This window comes from Paenibacillus sp. FSL H8-0175 (assembly GCF_045040615.1).
Classification (GTDB): domain Bacteria; phylum Bacillota; class Bacilli; order Paenibacillales; family Paenibacillaceae; genus Paenibacillus_AQ; species Paenibacillus_AQ odorifer.
This window is the reverse complement of record NZ_CP150299.1, coordinates 5,249,081-5,272,160: the sequence shown is the minus strand read 5'-3', so window position 1 is coordinate 5,272,160 and position 23,080 is coordinate 5,249,081. Positions and strand designations below refer to the sequence as shown.

Sequence of the window (23,080 nt, the reverse complement as noted above, 5' to 3'; positions counted from 1 at the left end):
ATGACGAATAACCGGTGTTCGTCAACTGAGCGACGAATTTTGAGGGGGTTCAACACCATGTTCAAAAGAAAAAAAAGCTGGGCACTTGTCATGGCTTCGGTCATGTTGGCTGGAGGCGTGTTAAGTGGTTGCGGAAGCAGTAACAATAACAACAACTCGTCGAATGCCAGTCCCCAGCCAAGCAGCTCGACTAGCGACAGTGGTACTGAAACGAAAGATTCCGGCAAGAAGACAACGCTTACGTTCTGGGCTGCGGCTACTACACCGGACCGTGATGTATTCTGGCAAAAAGTTACGAAGGAGTTCATGGCTGAGCATCCGAATATTAAAATCGAATACTTGGGCGTGCCTGGAGATTTGAACGGTTATATACAAAAGCTGAATGTCGCTATTGCTGCTGGACAAGGGCCGGACCTGATCAATAACTTTACGTCCGACTTTATTGCACGCGATGTGCTTGAGCCAATCGATTCTTATTTCGATAGCTGGGAAGGAAAGGACAAGATCACAACGGGTTCGGTTACCTCAATGAGAGCAGCGGATCCGGTTGACAAGAAGTTATATGGATTGCCTTATGGCGTTCTGCCTTGGATGGAATGGATCCGTTCGGATTGGCTGAAGGAATCAAATCTACCGAATCCGGACACATGGGATCAATTCTTTGACAACGCACAGAAGTTGACTGACAAGTCCAAGGATCGTTACGGATACTCTATACGGGGTGGAGCCGGAAGTGCAACCTCGCTGGAATATCTTATGTATTCATACTCGGGAATTACGAACTATTTCACGCCAGAAGGCAAAGCCACGATCAACGATCCACTGAATGTAGAGTTTCTGGAGAAATACTTGAGCGGTTATAATGTCAATACACCTGAAGATGACTTGAACAAAGGTTGGACGGAATTGGCTGCTTCGTTCCAGTCCGGCAAGGTAGGTATGATTTTCCATAACCTTGGTTCCGCAAGCGCTCACAGTAAAGCATTCAATGACGATTTAACCAAGTTTACAGCTGTTCCATTCCCTATGGGTGCCAAAGGCTATCGCGTTCACCCCGGCGTTACACCATCGGTGATGATGATGACAAAGAACTCCGAGAATAAGGAAGCAGCATGGGAATTCATGACGTATTTCGTAACGCACAATGATAGTGAGTACGGAGAGCTCTATGGCGAAATTCCGACTTATCTTGATGCTTTGGATGCTGATTGGATTGTAAACGTGCCTTACGTGAAGACGGGCGCAGACCTGATGAGCTCACCGGACACGAAGTTTACCGATAATCCCGTTTATCTGCCGGGCTATAACAAGGTTCAGACGAATATGGAGCCTATGATCCAGAAGGTAATGGCCAAAAAGATGAGTGCCAAAGAACTATTGGATGAATGGGCAAAGCAGCTTGAAAAAGAAAAAGCAAGTTTTGACTCTTCGAAATAAAACAGTTAATATCCCCGAACAATAAATAATCTCAGCAGGCGGGCTCTTGACGATACTTGGGCCGCCTGTCTTTTGAATGACAACTCCCTAATGATTAATGCCACTAATTGACAGCGTTTTCATCACCTGCAAATGAACAGGAGGTAAGTTATGAAAAGAATTAAGAGTGTCCTTATTGCATTATGCGCTTTATTGCTCATCCCGATCGTACCTGAAATCGCCTTTGCCGGAGAGACCAACACGGCTTATGCCGCTGCGAACATTAATGATTCCTTATCGGCTAATATTTACTCCCCGACGGATTTACGAATGGCACCTGCCTCTAATACGGATACAACCGTAGTGTTAGCATGGGAGAAACCGCTATTTTATTCCAACATTACTAAGTACAATATTTATGACAGTGATGGAACCCGGGTTGGTTCGACGGACAAAACTTACTATAAGTTTTTAGGATTAACTCCAGAGAGGACATATACCTACACGGTACGAGCCCAGGATACATCTGGCAACGAATCTTTAGATAGCAATACGGTCCAAATCACAACTAAAAAGACGGGCATCAGGTTTAATGTTAAGGATTATGGAGCATCCGGAGATGGCAACACATTGGATACCGTGGCAATTCAAACCGCGATTGACGCGGTTACTCCAGGAGACACTTTATACTTTCCACCCGGGAAGTATGTGACTGGCGGATTGTTCCTGCACAGCAATATGACTGTATTTGTAGATGCAGGGGCTCAAGTGATGCCTAGTTCACACAAGGCTGACTTCTTGCCGTTCGTAACGGCCAGACACAGTATTGAGGAACCCGAGGCTTATCAAAGTTTATTTAACGCCGGAGTTATGGATCATGACAAGTACGATGATTATAGTGTAACTGATATTACATTCCTTGGACCCGGAACAATTGGTGACGAGGAGAGCGGCTTGAAGCTGCGTGAGGAATACGATAACGACAAGGTTGAAGTTGGAACAACCTACGGTGGTGGACATCTGCTATCTTTTAATAACGCACACAATGTCTATATCGATGGATTGAAAATCCGCAATGGAATGATGTGGACCGTAGTACCTGTATACAGCAAAGACATCACCGCCTATAACCTCGATATTAACACCACGCAACATAATGGAGACGGCTTTAATCCGAATTCTTCCGAGAGCGTTTACATTTTGAATTCTACCTTTCAAACCGGGGACGACGGCAGTGCAATTAAATCCGGGATCAATCAAGAAGGCCGGGATATCGGCAGACCCTCCAGATTTATTTATTATCGCGGAGATACCTTTAGTGGTGGACACGGCGGGGTCGTTATCGGAAGCGAGATGTCTGGCGGAATAAGCGATATCTACGTGGAAGACTGCAATCTGATTCCCCTCGACGTCAAGTCGAACACTGTGGCACCGGGCTTTAAGATCAAAACAAGCACATCCCGGGGCGGCTACATTCGGAACATTCAAGTGAGGGATTCGCTTATCAACAAGATTGATCTGAATTCCAACTATGACAAGCTTCCTGTTCCTGATATTTACCCACCGGACATGAGTAATTTCCGGTTTACCAACCTGCGGAACAACGATATCTCTGGAACGGATAACATTATTTCGTTGACAGGGGCAGCCTCCACTTCAACAGCTGATAACGCTTTGAAGAATTTGCAGTTCATTAATTGTGCTTTTGCTAAAGCTCAATTAGCCTACACGGAGAATATCTTTTTCACCAATAGCAGCTTGCCCAAAGGAATTAGCGCTACGAACAGTGCGAATATCGTTCAGGATGGTGTGGTCGTAACTGATAAAGCCTTCCCGGTTCACGAGGATTTCACTGAATATAAAGCCGGGGATACGCCGGGCGGATATTGGAGTGCTTCGAGCTATGCCCCGGGTCTGATCACTATTGCGGCGGACGGAGATTTGAATCCGAACAGTATTTTCCTTAATGACCAGGATAGCGGTTATGTAAGTGCATCCCGTGGTTTTGGTTCGCAGACGGGAACCTTATCGGCAGAAGTGCATATGAAGTTCCCGGCCCCTCCCAACTTAACGAACGGTGTGCCGAACGGTACTTATGCGAACAAACCTACCTCGAATAATCGGGTATTTCAGCTGCTCGGATCGAATGGTAAAGTAGCCGTCTGGTTAAACACTGAGAATTCGGGAGCATTAAGTTATGTCATCAACGGAAAAACATCTCCTATCATCATTCCTGCGATCCCGCTTGATAAGTGGTTTACAGTCAAGACTGTGGTAGATTTTCCAAACAAGCTTGTGGATGTTTATTACAACGGAACGAAGGTGTTAAGCAAACAGCCATTCTATGATTCAACCCTGGCGATGGCGGATATTAGCACCTTCAAATCCATAGGGCCTAATAATAATACGACAGTGGCATCTCAAGTTTACTTGGATAATCTGTACATTAGTGCTTCTGAGGAAGCTACCAGCGGTTATGGAATCCAGCTAACACACTCAGGTTCGACGAATTCAATCTCCGATCAAGGAGGGCGTTTAACCTTTAGTGCCACCAAAACTACGGGAGAAACTTCGCAGGTTACATGGGCTGTCTATAATAGTGATCTGACCCCTACAGATGTGGCTACAATCGACGATAATGGAGTACTGACCGCTAATAGCAATGGTAAAGTCATCGTCGCAGCGACGATGAATGACGGAACAGCGATTATCGGATTGATGCCAATCACCATAACAGGACAAGAAACAGTTGTTGGCTATAAGTCCTTACAGGTAACGACCGCATTAGGCACGAAGCCTAATCTGCCGAATCAGATGCCGATTTTGAGAGAGGATGGAGCGGTAAGTTATGCTCCGGTAATCTGGGATTTAGTTCCGGCGTCTGAATATCAGCAGATAGGAGCATTCACTTTACAGGGTACAGTAACGGGATATTCAGCAAGAGCTGAAATTCAAGTGGAAGTGGTTTCGGCTGGCATGACCGGTTATCGGCCTGTCATCGCGACAACTGCGAAGGGCATCGCACCGAGTTTGCCAGATCACGTAACGGCGATCTTCAATGATCAAATGACCAAATCTCTGCCAGTGTCCTGGGAACCCATCTCTCCAGACTTGTATGCGGATACAAATATTGACGGGTTCAAGGTTATGGGTACGGTACAAGGGTCGGACCTACCGGTTACTGCGCATGTATATGTTCTGTCTGATATCGCTCCAGACGCGAAGGTTATCGTCGTTTCTGCAGATGGAAGCGGAGATTATAAAAGTATCCAAGCTGCTGTCGATGCAGTCCCGGACCAGAACCGCAATCGCATCATTATTTTTGTGAAAAACGGCTTGTATTATGAGAAAGTTCTTATTCCAGATACCAAGCCTTACATCTCTTTAATGGGTGAGAGCAAGGATGGAACGATTCTCACCTACGATGATAATCCGAAAAAAACGGCCCCGGATGGTACCTCGTTAGGTTTGGGCACTTATACGGATTATACGCTCATGATTAAAGGCCATGATTTCTATGCCAAGGATCTAACGGTCATTAATTCCTCGGGCTCCGGAGCAGGTCAATCCGTTGCCGTCGACGTATATGCGGATAAAGCTTTTTTCGAAAATTGCAACATCATCGGTTATCAGGATACACTGTTAACCCGCAATCTGACCGATAACGCGGATCCTAACAACTATGCCAATAATGCAACCATTCAATCCTATCGTTCCTACTTCAAGGATTGTTTCATCTCGGGTTCGGTAGACTTTATCTTTGGTCCGGGTATTGCTGTTTTTGATAACAGCGAGATTCATTCCAGATTGGCTGGGCATGTGACGGCAGCTTCCACTCCTGAGGGACAGGAGTATGGCTATGTATTCTTGAACAGCAAAGTGACCGGCGAAGCGTTGCTTTCGTCTATATCCGCTGTTGATTTGGGAAGACCATGGCGTTCATATGCGAAGACTGTATATCTGAACAGCTATATGGGAGATCACATTGCTCCAAGTGGCTGGAACAACTTCGGCAATTCAAAAAACGAAGCAACCGCATATTACGGTGAATATCAAAGCTTTGGTCCGGGAGCAAATCCGCAGGCTAGAATGAACTGGACCCATCAATTAACGGACATGGAAGCCGAAGCGTATACATTGCACAGTATTTTCAGCGCAACGAGTGCGATCAACGGGAAAGAGGATTGGGATCCTACCCAGCTCGCTTCCGACAATCCAATCGAATCGCTTCTGCTAGTTCATGTTGAGACACCAGTAGGTGTGGCTCCTATTTTGCCAACAGTTGTAGGCGCTGTTTATGCAGATGAAACAGTGAAGCAAGTGCCTGTCGTTTGGGAAGCTATCAACCCTGAGTTATATGCGGTAGAAGGGCGATTTACAGTTACGGGCGCTGTCTATGGCACGGAGTTAAAGGCCGAAGCCAAAGTTACTGTTCGATCGGGAAGTTTTTTAACCGGACCGGGCTCTGTGGAGAAGGGGCAGTCCTTTGAAGTCGTATATGGCATGTCTCGTGTTACAAGTGATGTATATGGCTTGGATTTGACGCTGAACTACGATCCTGAGCAAATTCAGTTCTTGGCAGCGGAATCCTTGCTGGATGGAATTCGTGTCATCGATTCCTTTGATAATGAGGGACAAACACGGATTCTCATGGCAAGCACAACCCCAGGGGTTGGCATGAGCGGCGATTTGCCGAGAATTCTTCAACTTCACTTCACTGCAAAAGATGTAACGGAAGCGACGGTTGCTTCATTAGAAGCGACCCGCATTATTATGAGCGATGGCGAAGGTAATGAATCTTCTGTGGAAGGCACTGCTTATCAGGTTAACATTACTGTGACTGATACAGGTTCGGGAGATGTCATTAGAACAGCACTCCAGTCTATCCTTCACGAAGCCGCCAGCACTTTGGCGTCGGCATCGATGGGTACACTTTGGGGGCAATATTCGCAGTCTGCTATTGCTATCTTTAAGGATTCCATTGCGAACGCAACCGTTGTCTTAAACGACAGCGATGCTACACAAGAGGAAGTGAATCTAGCGGCTCAAGATTTGTCTACTGCACTTCAAAAGCTCGCTACAGCGATGAATCTCGAGGCCGGCATGGATGATCTTCTTCTCCTGAGCTCCAAATATGGCATCACTTCAAGTGATAACGGTTGGAGTGAGGTAAGTAGGTATGATCTGAACAAAGACCAGCAGATCGACATCGTCGATCTGGCTGGAATGGCCCATAAAATCACTTCAAATTAAGTTTGCTAAATCTGGAGGGCGCTGACTCAACGGCAGCGGCGCTCTCTCCTATCTTGCTATTGAAAGGGTGGATGAATCGAAATGGCTAAACTCAGAATCGCGATGCTTATGCTCCTTGTCTTTTTTCTAGCGAGACCTGTGGTAACGCAGGCTAGTAGTGAACCCAACTTCCAAACTGTGTTATCAAAAGAAAGTCCTATCCTCAACAGTACCTTTACTGTTGAGATTGCAGCGAACCTAATGACGGATTTGTACGCGTACGAGTTGAATCTGACCTATGATCGCTCAAAGCTGGAGTTCGTGAGTTACACAGCAGGCGAGGGCGGCTTCAACATTGACGCCCTATTGACGAATAACGGCGTGCGGCTAGCGCATACAGAGCTTGAGAAGAAATCTGGCAAGAACGGAGATCTAAAACTGGCCACAGTTACTTTCAAAGCGCTTGAGAGTGGCGATGTCAAAATCGTTCTATCCCGTGTGAAGTTAGTAGATTCGCAACTGTCTGCGGTTAACTATACCCCTGATGCATCGGCGATCGCGCATATTGTTAGTATCGATGACAACAACGGAAACAACGGAAACAACGGTAATAATGGAAACAACAGTAACAACGGAGCGGAAGGAAACGGCAGTTCGATCCAGCCTACAACTCCGAGTAATGTCAACGGTTCTACGATCAAACCGGTGATTCGTTATGACGCAGCTGCACAATCGGTACAATCAACCGTGGATCTAGAATCACTGCAGAAAGCTCTTAACCAAACTACCGCCAACGACAAAGGAGTAAAAAAAGTAATCATTGAAGTCGAGTCGAAGCCCGGGGCTAAAGAGTACGTTCAGACGATTCCAACTTCGGCTATATCCAATGATGTCAAAAAGGCGGAAATTGAAATTGTAACACCACTGGCTAACCTCACTCTCCCTGATAATATGCTGCAAGCTGGGGTTACCTCCAATGAACAAATAAGTCTTCATATCACAAGTGTTGATCCTAAATCCTTGCAGCCGTCCGTGCAAAACCAAATCGGCAACCATCCCGTCATTCAAGTAACTTTAACGTCGGGTGGCAAGATCATAACCTGGGATAATCGCCAAGCTCCGGTCACAGTCAGCATCCCCTACGTTCCTACTGCACAAGAGCTGCTTAATCCAGAGCATATCGTTGTGTGGTATGTAGACAGTCAAGGGAAACTTACTTCGGTTCCTAGTGGTAGATATGATGCGAAGTCCGGTCGCGTCAGCTTTAAGACTACACATTTCAGCATGTATGCAATTGGTTATACGAATAAATCCTTTAAGGATCTTGAGTCTGTGGCTTGGGCTAAAAATCCGATCGAGGTTATGGCTTCCAAGGGAATTATTAGTGGTGTGTCCGATACAGAATTCCGCCCATCTCAAGCTGTTACTAGAGCCGACTTTTTGGTATTGCTCGTTAGGACGCTAGAACTGAGCGGAAAAGCTGGAGATACCTTCGCGGACGTCCCATCCCAAGCTTATTATTACGAGGCCGTTGGCATTGCTCGGGCACTTGGCATTGCGGAAGGCTCAGGAGACAACTTGTTCAAACCGCTTGAGCCAATCACCCGTGAGGACATGATGGTCCTAACCGCCAGAGCCTTGAAGGCGTCAGGTCAACAGGTTACAGGTGGAGATACATCCGTGCTTCAACCGTTCAGCGATGTTGCGAAGATTTCTGCCTATGCGTCTGAATCTGTCGCAAGTCTAGTGAAAGCGGGTTTGATTCACGGGAATGGCCGCCAAATCGAGCCTAAGTCTACGACGACACGAGCGGAAGCAGCTGTGTTAATGTACAACATATATAACCTCTGATAGTATTCGTGCACTTCTATTCTAAGGAGGAAGAAGATATGAACAGGACCGCACCCTGGGGGCAAGAAGACACCATAAGCCGAAAAGTAACGGCTATAGCCATAATCGTGGCGATGATAATGAGTCTTTTATATGGTTATTCTCCGCGAACCGCTGCGGCCGCTGCTGCCAGCTGGCAGGCGAATACCACTTATACGATCAACGATTGGGTCATCTATAATGATCTGGAATATCAGTGTATACAAGCACACACCTCGGAGGAAGGGCTGAAACCTTCAATTGCGCTGGCGTATTGGGCGAAGAATGGCAAGCCGATTCCGGGCAAGCTTGAAGCCGAGAACTGGGACAGCATGCAAGGGGTTCAGAACGAGGCAACCACGGATACTGGAGCCGGTTTAGATGTGGGCAATATTGAAGCCGGAGATTGGCTGGAATACAAGGTAAATGTGGCTTCCGCAGGAATCTACACCGTAGATTTTCGTCTTGCTACGAAGTATTCAGATAAGGAGCTTCAATTGCAAGATAGCAGAGGAACTGTTCTGGCAGCGGTTTATGTGCCAAATACGACCGGTTGGCAAAAATGGACGACCGTAAGTGTGTCGGCAAATCTGAGTGCGGGTCCGCAAACCCTGCGCATCACGACGAATACCGGCAACTTCAATATTAACTGGATGATGTTCACTGATGTATTATCAGCCTCGACCCCGACAGGAGTAACCGGCAAGGCTGGTGATACACAAGCGATGCTTAATTGGCCGGCGGTTACCGGAGCGATTTCGTATAATGTGAAGCGTAGTGAAACAACTGGCGGGCCCTACGAGCTGATTAAGAACATGGATTCCAACCGGTATGTAGATAGCAAATTGATGAACGATAAAACCTATTATTATGTCGTCAGTGCAGTAACCGATTCCGGCGAAAGCCCAAATTCCATGGAAGTAGGCATCACGCCAATTCTGCTACCCGACATACCAGCTGCTCCGACAGGGTTGACGGGAATAGCAAGGGACAGCCAAGTGACCCTGAAATGGGAGTCTGTCGAAGGTGCGGAGCAATACCATTTGCTCAGAAGGGATGACGGAGGGGCTAAGTATTCGGTCATCGCGTCGGATTTGACGGCAACCCAATATAACGACGCCGGATTGACTGACGGAATGGTATATGAATACACCGTTCAAGCTCAAAATGCGGGTGGCTTAAGCGAAAATTCGGTCTCCGCTAAGATTTCTCCAGTTACCCCTTTAGCGAAACCAACTGGATTGATTGCTGTTCCTGGTGATGCCCGCGTGGATATAACATGGAACCCTGTGCCGGGAGCCTCCTCGTACTCAGTGAAGCGAAGTGTAATATCGGGGAGAACGTATTCGGTCGTGGCTAGCAACCTGACCGCTCCGGAATTTACTGATAGCACCGTACACAACGGAACGAATTATTATTATGTTGTATCTGCCTTAAGTGCTCAGACGGAAAGTATGAATTCCGATCAAGCACGCGTATCTCCGGTTCATTTCCAGCAGGGGGTACCTTCTTCGCCGAATGAAGTAACAGCACAAGCGGGAGTTAGCAAGGTTAACTTGCAGTGGACCGAGGTTGCTGAGGCTGATTCATACCTCGTTAAACGGGCGGCTTCGTTGGCGGGACCCTTTACAACGATCGCTAGCGTAACCCAAACAAACTATCTAGACAACAGCATAACAAACGGTCTGACCTATTATTATGTTGTATCTGCTGTTAATGCGAGGGGCTCGGGAGCAGATAGCCTGATCCAAATCGCCACTCCAGCTAAAGTAATTGTAGTTGCGAAGGATGGAACGGGAGATTATACGACCGTTACGGATGCTCTGAATTCGATTCCAACTGGGAATTCGACCCGGCGGGTGATCTATATCCAAGACGGTATCTATCATGAAAAGGTAGCCGTGCCGAATTCTAAGCCATTAGTTAGTTTAGTTGGTGAAAGCAGAGACGGAACGATTTTGACCTATGACGATTATGCTAATTCCGGAATAGGTACTGGAAACAGCCACACGTTGTTAGTTTCTGCCAGCGACTTTACGGCAGAAAATATGACGATTCGCAATACTTCGTTTGAGAGAGGAAATGTAGGTCCCGCAGTCGCACTTAACGTAACGGGCGACAGAGCAATTTTTACGAACGTTTATCTGGCAGGGTTCCAAGATACCTTGTACGCAAACGGCGGGCGACAGTACTTTAACCGATGCATAATTGAAGGGGACGTCGACTGGATCTTTGGGAATGCTGCGGCTTATTTCTACGATTCGGAGATTAAGTTCGTTGGTGGCTTTGGCGGTCATATGACGGCAGCCTCTACGGATGAGAAAGCTGAGTTTGGCTATGTTTTCATGAACTCGCGATTGACCCGCGGTACTTCTTCTTTGAAGGAATCGGTGACTCATGATCCTTGGAGACCGGAATGGGATATCGACACTAAGCTGGCTGCTACTAACGGTTTGCTAGATCTGGGTAGACCTTGGAGAGCTAACGCCAACGTGAAGTACATTAATACCTGGATGGATGCGCATATCAAAGCAGTAGGTTGGGATAATTGGGGAAATCCTTCTAACGAATCGACGGCGCGGTATGGTGAATACAACTCTTCGGGACCAGGTGCCAATGCGAAGGGCCGCTATCGCTGGTCGAGCCAATTGACATCTGACGAAGCCAATCAATACACCGTTCAGAATGTACTGAAAGGAGCGGATGGGTGGGATCCTACGCTGTTCGGCACGCTTCCTGGGCATGAACAGAATGAACAGCAACCTGCTTCTCCAACCGGACTGAGTGTGACTTTCCCGAGCGGTGTTGATGCGACATTAGGCGATTCTCCCGTAGCTCTGTCGTGGAACACGGTTGAAGGAGCAAGTTCTTATCGTGTCTATCGCGGAAGCGAAGCGGGTGGTCCTTACTTGCCGATTGCATCCGATCTGATTCCGTCATCCACTTCCCCGCTGGCAACGATCCAAGGTGAGGATTGGACAGCGATGTACGGTGTCAAAACTCAGAATACGAGTGATGAAGGCGGAGGTCTAAATGTCAGTTATATCGATCCGGGAGATTGGATGGATTACGCGATACAGGTTCCTGCGGGTGGATTCTACACCTTGGATCTGCGCGTCTCTGCTCCGGACAGCGGTAAACAGCTTCAAATAAAGAGTGGGAATGGCAGCGTGCTGAGCACCGTAGATATTCCGCAAACCGGTGATTGGCAGAGCTGGACAACGGTCAGTGTGAATGTCAATCTTCCCGCTGGGAATCAAACTTTACGCCTTTATTCCGTAACGGGGAGCTACAACTTGAACTGGCTCCGCTTGACGGAGGGAGTGAAAGATAAGGTTCAATATTCGGATATGGTTGTGAACACAGGAGCTCCTTTTTATTATGTAGTAACTGCTGTGAATGCCAATGGAGAGAGCGTCTATTCAACTGAAGTATCTTTGTCTTCAGCTCCGGTGAAATTTGATCGTAATCATGTGAATCAAGCGAATCTGTCTGTATCCGTTAAACGCTCGGGAGACACAATGACGGGAATTATGCTCGGAACCCATGCACTGAATAAGGGGACCGATTACACTGCCAATGGAAGTATTTATACTCTTCGTGATGTCTTCTTGTCTCAGTTGCCGATTGGAAAAAATACACTAACTTTCACTTTCGCTTCCGGTACTAAAATTCTGTTAGCCATAGAAGTTGTGAATTCCACCATGCTGCCGGGACAGACCCTATCGAACATACCGACACTGGAGCTTTATAGCCTTGAGGGGGTAGCTCCATTTTTGCCAAGCATCGTTCCCGTTCAATTTACGGATGGATCGGAGAAAGCATTGGCTGTCGTGTGGAGTTCAATCGATCCAGCTAAGTATGCATCTGTGGGGAACTTCACTGTGCAGGGAACTGTAACGGGCACCGATGTAAAGGCGACTGCGAAGGTTAGCGTCAAATCCGCGGATTCCGTGGGGGTTGTAACGGGCGGGGATGACTTGCAAACGTATCAAAAAGATCTGCCATTCGATATGCCAGCGATTACGCTTCCAACATTTCCAAACGTAGATTTTAATATTGAAGATTATGGCGCTGTTGGAGATGGTATAACCAAAAATACGGCGGCATTCGCAAAAGCAATTGAGGCGGCTACACTGGCAGGTGGAGGGCGTGTCGTCGTACCTGCTGGTGTATGGCTGACAGGAAGTATCCAAATGGCAAGTAATATTGATCTGCATGTAGAGGCTGGTGCACTCATTCAATTTAGTCCCGACTATGATGACTACAATTTGGTGAATGCAAAATATCAACCGATGCTGGCGGCATCGGGGCTCAGCAACATCGCGATCACAGGAAAAGGTGTTATCGATGGCAATGGGCAATATTGGCGTTATGTGAAGAAGGGCAAGGTCACAACCACGCAGTGGAATTATCTGTTGTCCTTGGGCGGAGTGTTGACCGATAACGGCAGTGTTTGGTATCCGTCTCAACAAGCTGTTGGGGTATATCGTCCTATCATGGTCGACATCTATAATAGCAGCAATGTGTTAGTCGATGGACCTACCTTTATGAATTCACCACAATTTGCGACTAGCTTTACGAAGATTCGGAATCTGGTGATCCGTAATTCAACGGTCAATAACGACGCTTGGTACCAGAACGGAGACGGTCTTGATGTCACTTCTTCGCAGAATGTTGTTTTATATCACAACACGGTGAATGCCGGAGATGATGGAATCGGGATGAAGGCCAGCTATGACCCGAGTCCGACAAACGCTTTGTCCGAAGTCGTAATTGCCGACAACATTGTTTTTCGTGGCCATGGCGGATTGTCTATCGGAAGTAACACATCCGGAGGCATTCATAACCTTGCGGTTCGCAACAATCAATATATCGGAACGGATAATGGGATCAATATTAAAAGCTTTGTTGGTGGTGGTGGTCCTATCGAGAATATCTATATCGATGGTCTCCATATGCAGAATATTGGTTATACGGCATTATCCATTAATGATTTCTATACGGGGCACAGCGAAGCAGTGGATAATGCGCAGCTGGAAGTCGATAACCGGGTTCCAGAGGTTAAAAATATCCACATTCGTAACGTTACGGTGGACGGAGCTTCGGAAGCAGTGTCCATCGATGCACTGGCCAATGTGCCTCTGCGTAATGTGGAGTTGACCAATGTAAAAATGTCGACTCAAACTGGATTCGTGTCCAGTAATACGACTGATATTCAATTCAATCATGTTCAGATCGTTCCGGCGAACGGAACCCTCTATACCATGAACAATGCAGCCGATATTTTATTGAATGACGTTCTTTGTCCGCCTGGCACAAGCACCTTTATCCATTTGAAGGGATTCGCGAGTAATATCCTATTGCAGGATACGGATTTTTCGCAGGCGGGGATACCGTTTCACTTGGATTCAGGCATAAGTCCTTCAGTTATTACGGTCTCTAATCCGGGTTCCATTCAGATTCCTAAAGCACCCGCAAACGTAAGTGCAACTACGGGCAGGGCCGAAATCTTGCTACGCTGGGATGAGGTTGCCGGAGCTGATTATTATGCAGTGAAGCGAAGCGTAAATAGCTCAGAGGGGTATGTAACCATTGCCTCCAATGTCACGGACAGCACTTATTTGGACAATGCCGATCTTACTGCTGGTAATTATTATTATGTGATTACGGCAGTTAATGTTGGAGGTGAGAGCGATAACTCTAACGAGGTCAGCGCGATTGTAAATGCTCCGTCCTTAAGTCTTCCCTATGCTACGGTTATGGGAGAAGGAACAACGTTTGCCGGCCAACAATTTGGTTTGGTTTATGGCTTAAATAATGATTACGTTACAGAAAGTGTCAGCACTGTTGTTTATGGTCAAGAGTTGACGTTTGAATATGACCCGGACCTAATTCTTTACGATTCGGTAGAATGCTTAGCGGATGAATGGGGAGTGGAATCCGTCGATAAGGATGAGGTGAATGGAAAAATCACAATCAAGCTCGCAAGCACTGGAGCTGGTATCCTTCCAAGCGGAGACATGCTCAAAATGCTCTGGCATTCATCAAACCTGAACTATGCCGGCGATAAGACGGCCTATCTTCATTTGCACCCCGTTTTGATTGCCGATGGTAGCCAAACGGTATCAAAGCTATCTAATACGATCTATGGCATGAAGATCATGATAGACAAAACGGTCCTGGCCAGCAGGGTTGATGTAGCGAAGAGCCTTACGGCAGATCAATACAATCCATCCACTTGGTTAATCTTGCAAACCTATCTAACCTCTGCGAAAGTGATTCTTGCTGGATCGCAAGCTACACAGAATCAGGTGAATGCAGCTGCCTCGAACTTGCAGTTGGCTATGGATGGGTTAGACGGCGCCTCGGACAAATCGGCTCTGGCATTAAAGATTGCTATAGCACAAGCAACATCCGATTACGCCACTATTGGCAGTAAATGGGGGCAATATACGAAGACGGTAGTGAATGAGCTTAATAATGCAATCGGTAAAGCTATGCAGGTCGTGAATAATCCGAACGCAACTAAGGTTTCTGTGGAGCAGGCAATCATTGATCTGGATGCGGCGCTGGCAACTTTCTTGAGCTCGGCCAATCCAGCAAGTATCGGTGATTTGGCTATTCTGTCCGCTCATTACGGTATAAGCTCCGCACATACGGATTGGATCCGATATCAGATTTATGATCTGAATAAAGATGGTCTTTTGGATATTGTGGATCTTGCGGCGTTAGCCCAGCTTATACTACATCCATAAAGTAGCCACAGACGAGTCCCAATCAGGGGCTCGTCTTCTTTTTTTGAGAAATTGAATAAAAACAAACAAGGTTTGATAAAAAACAAACCCATCTCTTCGAGCTAAGAGTTATTATAAGAGGAGAATCCGAAACGACTTCATTTGGGGGAAATACATGATCTCGTATCTTTCTAGAAGCCCAATCAAAATTAAGCTGCTTATCTATTTTTTGCCTATTCTTGTGTCATCCGTTGCGCTTACCGGTTTTTTTTCCTATTTCACTGCCGTTAAGCAGCTCGAACAAAACGCTTATTATTTGCTAAGCGATACGACCGAGCAAACGGGCTTTTTTCTTAACGACAAGCTTTATACGATCTTCGAACAGCTGGTGTCAATCGAGAACAATTCGGCTTTTCAATATATTTTATTAGATAATGGACAAGACGAAGGAGAACATCGCTACGATGATATCATCGATCTTCATAAACAGTTCGAGGAAGCCTACCGGAATCATTTGCAAGTCATCGACTCAATTTTTGTCACGTTTAATAATGGCCGGACCTTCAACATACAGAAGGACTTTATTCCCCGGCATGTCGGTGTGAATCTTAATGAATGGCTGGCCCGATACAACCAAAAGGATGCAGAAAGCAGTTATTACTGGTTGAATACGCATGAGGATCAAGTGTTTACTACTGTCACGAAACGTAATGTTGTAAGCGTATTTAAAATTATCGGAAATCTTGATTCCGAGGTCAGTGGCATGGCTCTCATTAATATGAAGGAATCCTATCTGCTCGACATTTTACAGAATGTCAATATTAGTCCCAATGGCTCGCTGGCTCTGATCAGTCCAGATGGGGTGATGTATTCCAAGCCGTTATCCAAAGAGTACGCTATCGGCGATGAGATCGTGAACGATATCCGTAATAACGCTAATCACCAGGGAGATTTAAGGGCGGCCAGCAAGTCGGACCAACGTATGATGATTCACTTTACAACGTTATCGCTGAACGGGTGGAAGCTCGCCGCCATTGTTCCTGAAAGCGATATCTTAGCCAAGGCAAGCCAGATTAAATCGATAACGCTTACAATCGTAGCTGTTATTCTCGTAGTTTTTATTATTATGGCAACCTATTTTGCGAGCAGCCTGACGAATCCCATCCGTTATTTGTCCAAACAAGTGAAGAGTTTTAGACAAGGGAACCTAAATGTTAACTTTCAGCTGAAAGAGCAAAATGAAATTGGTGTATTAGCCAGTGGGTTGGAGAATTTGGTTGATTCGGTTCGCCAATTGCTGGAGCAAGTTAAGGATGAACAGGAACAGAAGCGGCAAATGGAGTTATTAGCATTGCAGTCGCAAATTCAACCACATTTTCTATACAACACTCTCGGATCTATCAAACATATGATTGATTTGGGTGAGAAGGAAAAGGCATCGACTATGGTTAGTGCGCTGGCCCACTTTTTTCGGATCGGCATTAGCAGAGGGCGGGAGGTCATAACGCTTAGAGAAGAGATTGAGCATGTTCAAAGCTACTTGCAAATTCAAAATATCCGTTACCAGAAAGATTTTGAATTTGAGATTCAAGTTGAAGAGAGCATTATGCATCTTCCTATCATGAAACTGACCTTGCAGCCTATTGTCGAGAATGCCATCTATCATGGCATCAAAAACAAGAAGGGAAAAGGGATCATCAGAATAACAGGAAGGCCAAGCGGGGATGCAGCAATAATTGAAGTCTTCGACGATGGTGCAGGGATGGATGTAGAGAAGGTACAGGAGATGAATACTTCTATTCAAGCGCAGAATGTTCAAGAGGCTCCAGTGACATTCGGGCTGCGTAATGTTCACCGACGGCTGGCGCTGCAATTCGGCTACGGGTTCGGGATTCGGCTGGATAGTGAAGAAGGGGTTTATACCATAGTGACTGTAAGGATTCCATATACGATAAATGAGGTGACGAATCGTGCATAAGCTGGTCATTGCAGACGATGATGAATGGATTAGGGAAGGGCTTCGCAGGAATATCCATTGGGATCAGGGAAACATTCAGGTGGCAGGAGTTGCAGTGGACGGGAAGGAAGCTTGGGAACTTATCCAAAGGGAGAAGCCGGATCTACTGCTCTCGGATATTCGCATGCCTTTCATGGATGGACTGAAGCTTGCCGCCCAAGTGAAGGAGAATGGTTTGGATTTGAAGATTGTCTTCTTAACGGGGTATGATGATTTTTCTTATGCTAAGGAGGCGCTACAGCTTCAAGCGTTTGATTACATATTAAAGTATGAAGATAACGATAAAATCCTGCGGACAATCATGAATGCGTCTGAGGCACTGGAGGAAGAGCGGAGAAAACGTGAGAAGGATATAAAAAGCCATGGTCTTATCGTGAACCAATTTTTTAGCGAGTTGATCTCTGGGTCGGGGAATGAGGAAGCGATTGATAGGGAGGCGAAGCTGCTCGGTTTAACGTTTTGCGGCTCGGTGTTCGTGATGGCTGTTCTGAGCTTGGACGGCGTCGGAAGGTTTCTTAAACCCAATAAACCCGTCGATCTGGAGCTATTATTGTTCACTCTCAAAAACCTTTGCAATGAGGTGCTAGAATCTGCAATTTGCGACGGGGTTCAGGTGTATGCGATTCAATATAACCACCGGATCAATCTGTTGTTCAACTACCGAAACGAGGGTGCGGAGAAGCTGAAGCAGGATACCGAGCTTATTGCCCGCCGCTTAACAGTGATGATTGAGCAATATCTCAAAGTTCACGCCAAGATCGGTATAGGCAGTATTGGTGAAGGGTTTAAACATATTGGCGTCTCCTATGAGGAAGCATTGATTGCGACACAGATGAAGGATGTCCGGATGGATCAATCGATTATTTTCTATGATCAGGTCAAATATTCAAGCAATTCGCATCAAGCTATTCTTCGCACAATTATGGATTATATCGCAAATCATTATCAGAATGAGAATCTGGACTTAAAAGAAGTAGCGGAGACGGTCCACATTACACCATCGTACGTCAGTACTTTGTTTAAAAAGTATACGGATGTTAATTTTTGTGAGTATATTGTCCAAGTGCGAATAGATAAAGCTACTGAACTGCTTGTGCATACCGATTTAAAGGTATATGAGGTTGCTGAGAAAATTGGGTATGTGAATACCCAGTATTTTAGTGTTTTGTTCAAGCGGCATACAGGGTTTACCCCGATGGAGTATAGACAGCAGCATAGCTCGTAATAGTTGGAAAGCGTTCACAAACAACCTTATTCCAGTCAGTGATTGGGGTGAGGTTGTTTTTTTGCTGCTATTTTTTATTTTCAAAAAAACAAACAAACTTTGCAAGATATATTATTTAGCTAGCTTCATGCATAGCCTATTATTCTTATTGAGGTGATTATTTCATGAAGGTGAAACAACAATTAGCAACAGGACAAGTGACGGGAACGTCCAAGAGAAAAAACAAGATGATCGGCAGCGACAGGATATTTCCTTACGTTCTGATCATCCCGACTGTCGTTCTCATGGCGGTCATTATGTTCTACCCTATTTTACAAGTCTTCCAACTAAGCTTTCAGAACTATGACTTGACTCGGCCGATGGATGACGGTTTTGCCGGGTGGAGTAACTTTAAGCAGATTTTATTCCATGACGATCTGTTCCCAAGCTCGCTATGGATAACCATCAAGTGGGTGGTTATTGAAGTCGTTCTTCAGCTCGTGTTTGGCTTAGGTGTGGCCCTGCTGCTTAATCAGGCCTTCCGGTTTAGAGGCGTTATACGTTCGCTCGTGCTGATTCCTTGGGCGGTATCAGGCGTTCTTACGACAATGCTGTGGTCGCTCATGTACAACCAGCATATCGGAGTCATTAACGATCTTTTGAAGAGGTTAGGGATTATTCACGAGAATATCGCTTGGCTGTCGAACACCCATACCGTATTCGGTTCGGTTGTACTGGCCGAGTTGTGGAGAGGGATCCCGTTCTTCGCAGTCGCGCTGCTTGCTTCCTTGCAGTCTATTCCGAAAGAAGTCTACGAGTCCTGCGAAGTCGACGGTTGCGGAAAGGCAAGAAAGTTATTTTCCATTACCCTGCCTTATCTTAAGGAAAGTATTATTTTCACTACGATGCTAAGAGCCATCTGGGAGTTCAACTCTATCGATATGATCTTCACGATGACAAACGGCGGTCCAATGAATATGACAACCACTCTCCCGATTTATATGTTCCAGACGGCAATTTTGAACGGGAATTATGGCTATAGTTCGGCTATGGGGGTCCTTTCCTTCGCTGTTCTAATGATTTTTGTGGTCGTCTATATGAAATTAAGCAGAGGTGGCCAAAATGAGTAAGCTTAAACGTTTTTTAACCACTTTGTGTTTGTTCTATATTCCTATGACTGTTACGTTGTTGTTTGTCCTGCTGCCTTTTCTTTGGGACATCTCAACTTCCCTTAAACATGAGAATGATATTATCAGCTCCACGATTCGTTACCTTCCGCATCCAATTACGTTTGATAATTTCATAAAGGTGTGGAGTGTCAACAATTTTTCGAGATTTTTTGTAAACAGTCTTTTCATCTGTACGGTGTCGGTGATTTTTATTACATTGCTGTCGATTTTCAACGGCTATGCTTTGAGCAGATTTAAATTTGTTGGAAAAAATGCTTTTATGCTTATGATGCTGGGCACTCAGATGCTTCCGGTAATCTTATTCGTCATCCCGTTGTTCCTGATTTTTAAGAGCATGGGGATTATGAATACGCCTTTTGCGATCATATTGTTCTATATCGTTTCACAGGTTGCGTTCAACTCGCTGTTGATGCAAGGGTTTGTATCTGGTATTCCGAAGGAAATTGACGAAGCTGCTATGGTCGACGGTGCAGGAAGATTCCGGGTCTTGTTCACGATCATTACGCCAGTGATTCTGCCGGGGATCGTAGCGACTGCTCTATTCGCCTTTATCGGCTGCTGGAATGAGTTCTTGGTTGCTTTCTCATTCCTGACAGATGCGTCCAAATTTACGATCCCAATCGGACTGAAGTATTTGATCGGCCAGTACAGTGTAGAGTATGGATCGCTCGCAGCAGGCAGCATTATTGGATTGATACCGCCTATTGTGCTCTTTATGTTTATTCAGCGTTATCTGATTCAAGGTCTGACAGGCGGTTCGGTCAAAGGATAAAAAGGAAAAGGACATGGGGAGGATTACTATATGAATCTTGGAGAATACGCAGAGCCTTGGGTTTCAGATCAGGGAGACGGAACTTATATCAATCCAATCCTGCATGCGGACTATTCGGACCCGGACGTAATTCGCGTCGGTGATGACTTTTATATGACCGCTTCTAGCTTCGGGCACATTCCCGGATTGCCGATCCTGCATTCGAAGGACTTAGTCAATTGGGCAATCATCAATCATGCTGTGCTGGAGATGAACTTGGAGGGGTATGACCGTCCGCAGCATGGCAATGGCATTTGGGCACCTAGCCTGAGATTCCATGGCGGGAAGTTCTGGATCTTCTATGGCGATCCAGATGTCGGCATCATGATGACTTCGGCGGTGGACCCTGCCGGAGAATGGACGCCATTGCATCTGGTTCAGGCAGGCAAAGGCTTAATTGATGCTTGTCCCTTCTGGGATGAGGACGGACAGGCGTATTTGATTCATGCCTATGCGAAGAGCCGCAGCGGCATTAAGCACAAGCTGCGGCTGTGCCGAATGTCCGCTGACGGTAAAGGGCTGCTGGACAAAGGCCGGATTATCTATGATGGAACCGAAAATCATCCGACTCTGGAAGGACCAAAGTTATACCAGCGCAACGGATATTATTATATCCTTGCTCCGGCAGGGGGCGTGGCAACCGGATGGCAGACAGTGTTCCGTTCCCGAAACATCTGGGGTCCTTACGAGGACCGAATCGTTCTGCAACAAGGGCAGACCTCAGTAAACGGCCCGCATCAAGGCGGACTAGTGGAGTTGGATTCGGGCGAATCGTGGTTTATCCATTTCCAGGATAAAGGACCTTATGGCCGGGTCGTTCATTTGCAGCCGGTCAGCTGGGTAGATGACTGGCCTTTGATGGGAGAGCTTCAAGCAAGCGATGGAGCTGGAGTGCCAGTGATACGTTACCGAAAGCCTGAGGTCGGGAAGGCATACGCAGTGTCAGTGCCTGCAACTTCTGACGATTTCGAGTCTTCAACGCTTGGATTGCAGTGGCAGTGGCAGTCTAACCCCAAATCGTCTTGGTATAGTCTCGAGGCAAGAGAGAGCTATCTTCGGTTAAATGCTGAACATAAACCCGTAGACAACAAAGGGCTATACCATAGTCCGCAGCTCTTGCTGCAGAAATTCCCAGCACTTTCGTTTACAGCAGCCTGCAAGATTGACCCTTCGGGCTTGGGAATAGGGGAGTCCGGAGGTTTGATGATTTTTGGTTATCGTTATTGTTGCTTGGTGGTACGAAGATTAGAGGATCAAGAACTGAAGGGGATGCTAGCCCTATCGCTTATGCAAGGAGATGATACGGGAGAGACAGAAATGTGGTCATATCCTTTGATAGACACGGATAATCTCTTCCTGCGGGTCGAGGTATTAGAGGATGCGACTTGCCATTTCGGCTACAGCTTGGAGGGTACAGACTTCACTTCCGTACCTGTAGAGTCATTTCAAGCTATAGAAGGACATTGGGTGGGAGCTAAGACAGGTCTATTTGCCGTAGGTTCCGGCAATGGAGGATATCTTGATATCGATTGGTTCCGAATCACCAAGTAAGTGAATAACCAAGTAACCGAATAACCCCAAAACAAAGGAGAAGCTTATGCTGAATGTTTCGAAGCGGAAAGAGCCTCTGGTAAAACATATTTACACTGCTGATCCGTCGGCTCATGTTTTTGAGGATAAACTATATATTTATGTGTCTCACGATCTTGAAATCAGCGTTCCCAACAACTTAGATGGAGATCATTATGCTATGGAGGATTACCATGTTCTAACTATGGATGATAGGTCAGCAGAATTCGTAGACCATGGTGAAATACTCCATATGAAGGATGTCCCGTGGGTATCCAAGCAAATGTGGGCTCCAGACGCTGGCTTCCGAAACGGCAAATATTATCTTTATTTTCCGGCGCGGGATCTCAGCGGGGTGTTTCGGATTGGTGTGGCGACAGCGGATTCACCGGCGGGACCTTTTACGCCGGAGGCGGATTACATGGAGGAAAGCTTCAGCATTGATCCGGCCGTATTCAACGACGATGACGACGAGGTTTATCTGATCTTAGGAGGGCTTCGCGGGGGGCAGCTGGAGAAGTGGAGTACGGATACCTACATGCCTGATGGCACAGGGCCGGCTCCACACGAACCTGCATTGGGACCTCGCGTGGCAAAGCTAAGCAAGGATATGTTGTCCTTTCAGGACAAATTAATGGAAATCTCCATCATTGATACTGAAGGACGTCCTATTCTGGCAGGCGATGAAGAAAGAAGATTTTTTGAAGGTCCTTGGATGCATAAATACGAGGGGAAATACTACCTCAGTTATTCTACAGGGAACACACATAAAATCGTCTACGCCATTGGAGACAATCCGCTGGGACCCTTTACGTTTCAAGGCACACTTCTGACCCCGGTGATCGGATGGACAACGCATCATTCCATCGTGAACTTTCGGGACAAATGGTATCTATTTTATCATGATAGTTCTTTGTCGGACGGTGTGAGCCATAAGCGCTGTGTGAAGGTTACTGAATTAAAGTATAATGCGGACGGAACGCTGCGAATGATCGATCCAAATTTAGTATAGATAGAATTGTATGGCAACAAGGA

General features: G+C 46.3%; 10 protein-coding genes. All 10 read left to right on the top strand.

Annotated elements, in window-relative coordinates:
• The first annotated feature begins 57 nt into the window (after positions 1 to 57).
• The 10 genes from MHH46_RS23435 (at position 58) to MHH46_RS23390 (ending at position 23,057) form a co-directional block, all read left to right on the top strand.
• The gene (locus tag MHH46_RS23435; RefSeq protein ID WP_076128897.1) at positions 58 to 1,437 is read left to right on the top strand and encodes a sugar ABC transporter substrate-binding protein; all 1,380 of its coding nucleotides are present in this window, start codon (positions 58 to 60) and stop codon (positions 1,435 to 1,437) included.
• A 150-nt stretch (positions 1,438 to 1,587) separates the two neighbouring features.
• The gene (locus MHH46_RS23430) at positions 1,588 to 6,669 is read left to right on the top strand and encodes a pectinesterase family protein (protein WP_076191824.1); all 5,082 of its coding nucleotides are present in this window, start codon (positions 1,588 to 1,590) and stop codon (positions 6,667 to 6,669) included.
• 81 nt (positions 6,670 to 6,750) lie between these two features.
• Positions 6,751 to 8,499, top strand: coding sequence for an S-layer homology domain-containing protein (locus MHH46_RS23425; RefSeq protein ID WP_076191822.1), 1,749 nt, complete (start codon positions 6,751 to 6,753; stop codon positions 8,497 to 8,499).
• A gap of 38 nt (positions 8,500 to 8,537) precedes the next feature.
• Entirely contained in the window at positions 8,538 to 15,275 is a 6,738-nt protein-coding gene (locus MHH46_RS23420; protein ID WP_076191819.1) for a pectinesterase family protein, read from the top strand.
• A 154-nt stretch (positions 15,276 to 15,429) separates the two neighbouring features.
• Positions 15,430 to 17,232, top strand: coding sequence for a sensor histidine kinase (locus tag MHH46_RS23415; RefSeq protein ID WP_076191817.1), 1,803 nt, complete (start codon positions 15,430 to 15,432; stop codon positions 17,230 to 17,232).
• Positions 17,225 to 18,496 carry a response regulator gene (locus MHH46_RS23410; protein ID WP_076191815.1) on the top strand — a complete coding sequence of 424 codons (1,272 nt, stop codon included), beginning with the start codon at positions 17,225 to 17,227 and terminating at the stop codon, positions 18,494 to 18,496. Before MHH46_RS23415 ends, MHH46_RS23410 begins: the two co-directional genes overlap by 8 nt.
• Positions 18,497 to 18,660: 164 nt before the next feature.
• On the top strand, positions 18,661 to 19,605 hold the full coding sequence (locus MHH46_RS23405) for a carbohydrate ABC transporter permease (RefSeq protein WP_076128908.1): 945 nt from the start codon (positions 18,661 to 18,663) through the stop codon (positions 19,603 to 19,605).
• Positions 19,598 to 20,437 carry a carbohydrate ABC transporter permease gene (locus MHH46_RS23400; RefSeq protein WP_076128910.1) on the top strand — a complete coding sequence of 280 codons (840 nt, stop codon included), beginning with the start codon at positions 19,598 to 19,600 and terminating at the stop codon, positions 20,435 to 20,437. Before MHH46_RS23405 ends, MHH46_RS23400 begins: the two co-directional genes overlap by 8 nt.
• A 30-nt stretch (positions 20,438 to 20,467) precedes the next feature.
• Positions 20,468 to 22,027, top strand: a complete 1,560-nt coding sequence (locus tag MHH46_RS23395) for a glycoside hydrolase 43 family protein (protein ID WP_076191812.1) — start codon at positions 20,468 to 20,470, stop codon at positions 22,025 to 22,027.
• Positions 22,028 to 22,073: 46 nt separating this feature from the next.
• On the top strand, positions 22,074 to 23,057 hold the full coding sequence (locus tag MHH46_RS23390) for a glycoside hydrolase family 43 protein (protein WP_076191810.1): 984 nt from the start codon (positions 22,074 to 22,076) through the stop codon (positions 23,055 to 23,057).
• The last annotated feature ends 23 nt before the right edge of the window (positions 23,058 to 23,080 follow it).

What these genes read in the sequence shown, in the direction of transcription:
- MHH46_RS23435 (WP_076128897.1), top strand. Translation starts at nt 58, where the DNA reads ATGTTCAAAAGAAAAAAAAGCTGGGCACTTGTCATGGCTTCGGTCATG.
- MHH46_RS23430 (WP_076191824.1), top strand. Translation starts at nt 1,588, where the DNA reads ATGAAAAGAATTAAGAGTGTCCTTATTGCATTATGCGCTTTATTGCTC.
- MHH46_RS23425 (WP_076191822.1), top strand. Translation starts at nt 6,751, where the DNA reads ATGGCTAAACTCAGAATCGCGATGCTTATGCTCCTTGTCTTTTTTCTA.
- MHH46_RS23420 (WP_076191819.1), top strand. Translation starts at nt 8,538, where the DNA reads ATGAACAGGACCGCACCCTGGGGGCAAGAAGACACCATAAGCCGAAAA.
- MHH46_RS23415 (WP_076191817.1), top strand. Translation starts at nt 15,430, where the DNA reads ATGATCTCGTATCTTTCTAGAAGCCCAATCAAAATTAAGCTGCTTATC.
- MHH46_RS23405 (WP_076128908.1), top strand. Translation starts at nt 18,661, where the DNA reads ATGAAGGTGAAACAACAATTAGCAACAGGACAAGTGACGGGAACGTCC.
- MHH46_RS23400 (WP_076128910.1), top strand. Translation starts at nt 19,598, where the DNA reads ATGAGTAAGCTTAAACGTTTTTTAACCACTTTGTGTTTGTTCTATATT.
- MHH46_RS23395 (WP_076191812.1), top strand. Translation starts at nt 20,468, where the DNA reads ATGAATCTTGGAGAATACGCAGAGCCTTGGGTTTCAGATCAGGGAGAC.
- MHH46_RS23390 (WP_076191810.1), top strand. Translation starts at nt 22,074, where the DNA reads ATGCTGAATGTTTCGAAGCGGAAAGAGCCTCTGGTAAAACATATTTAC.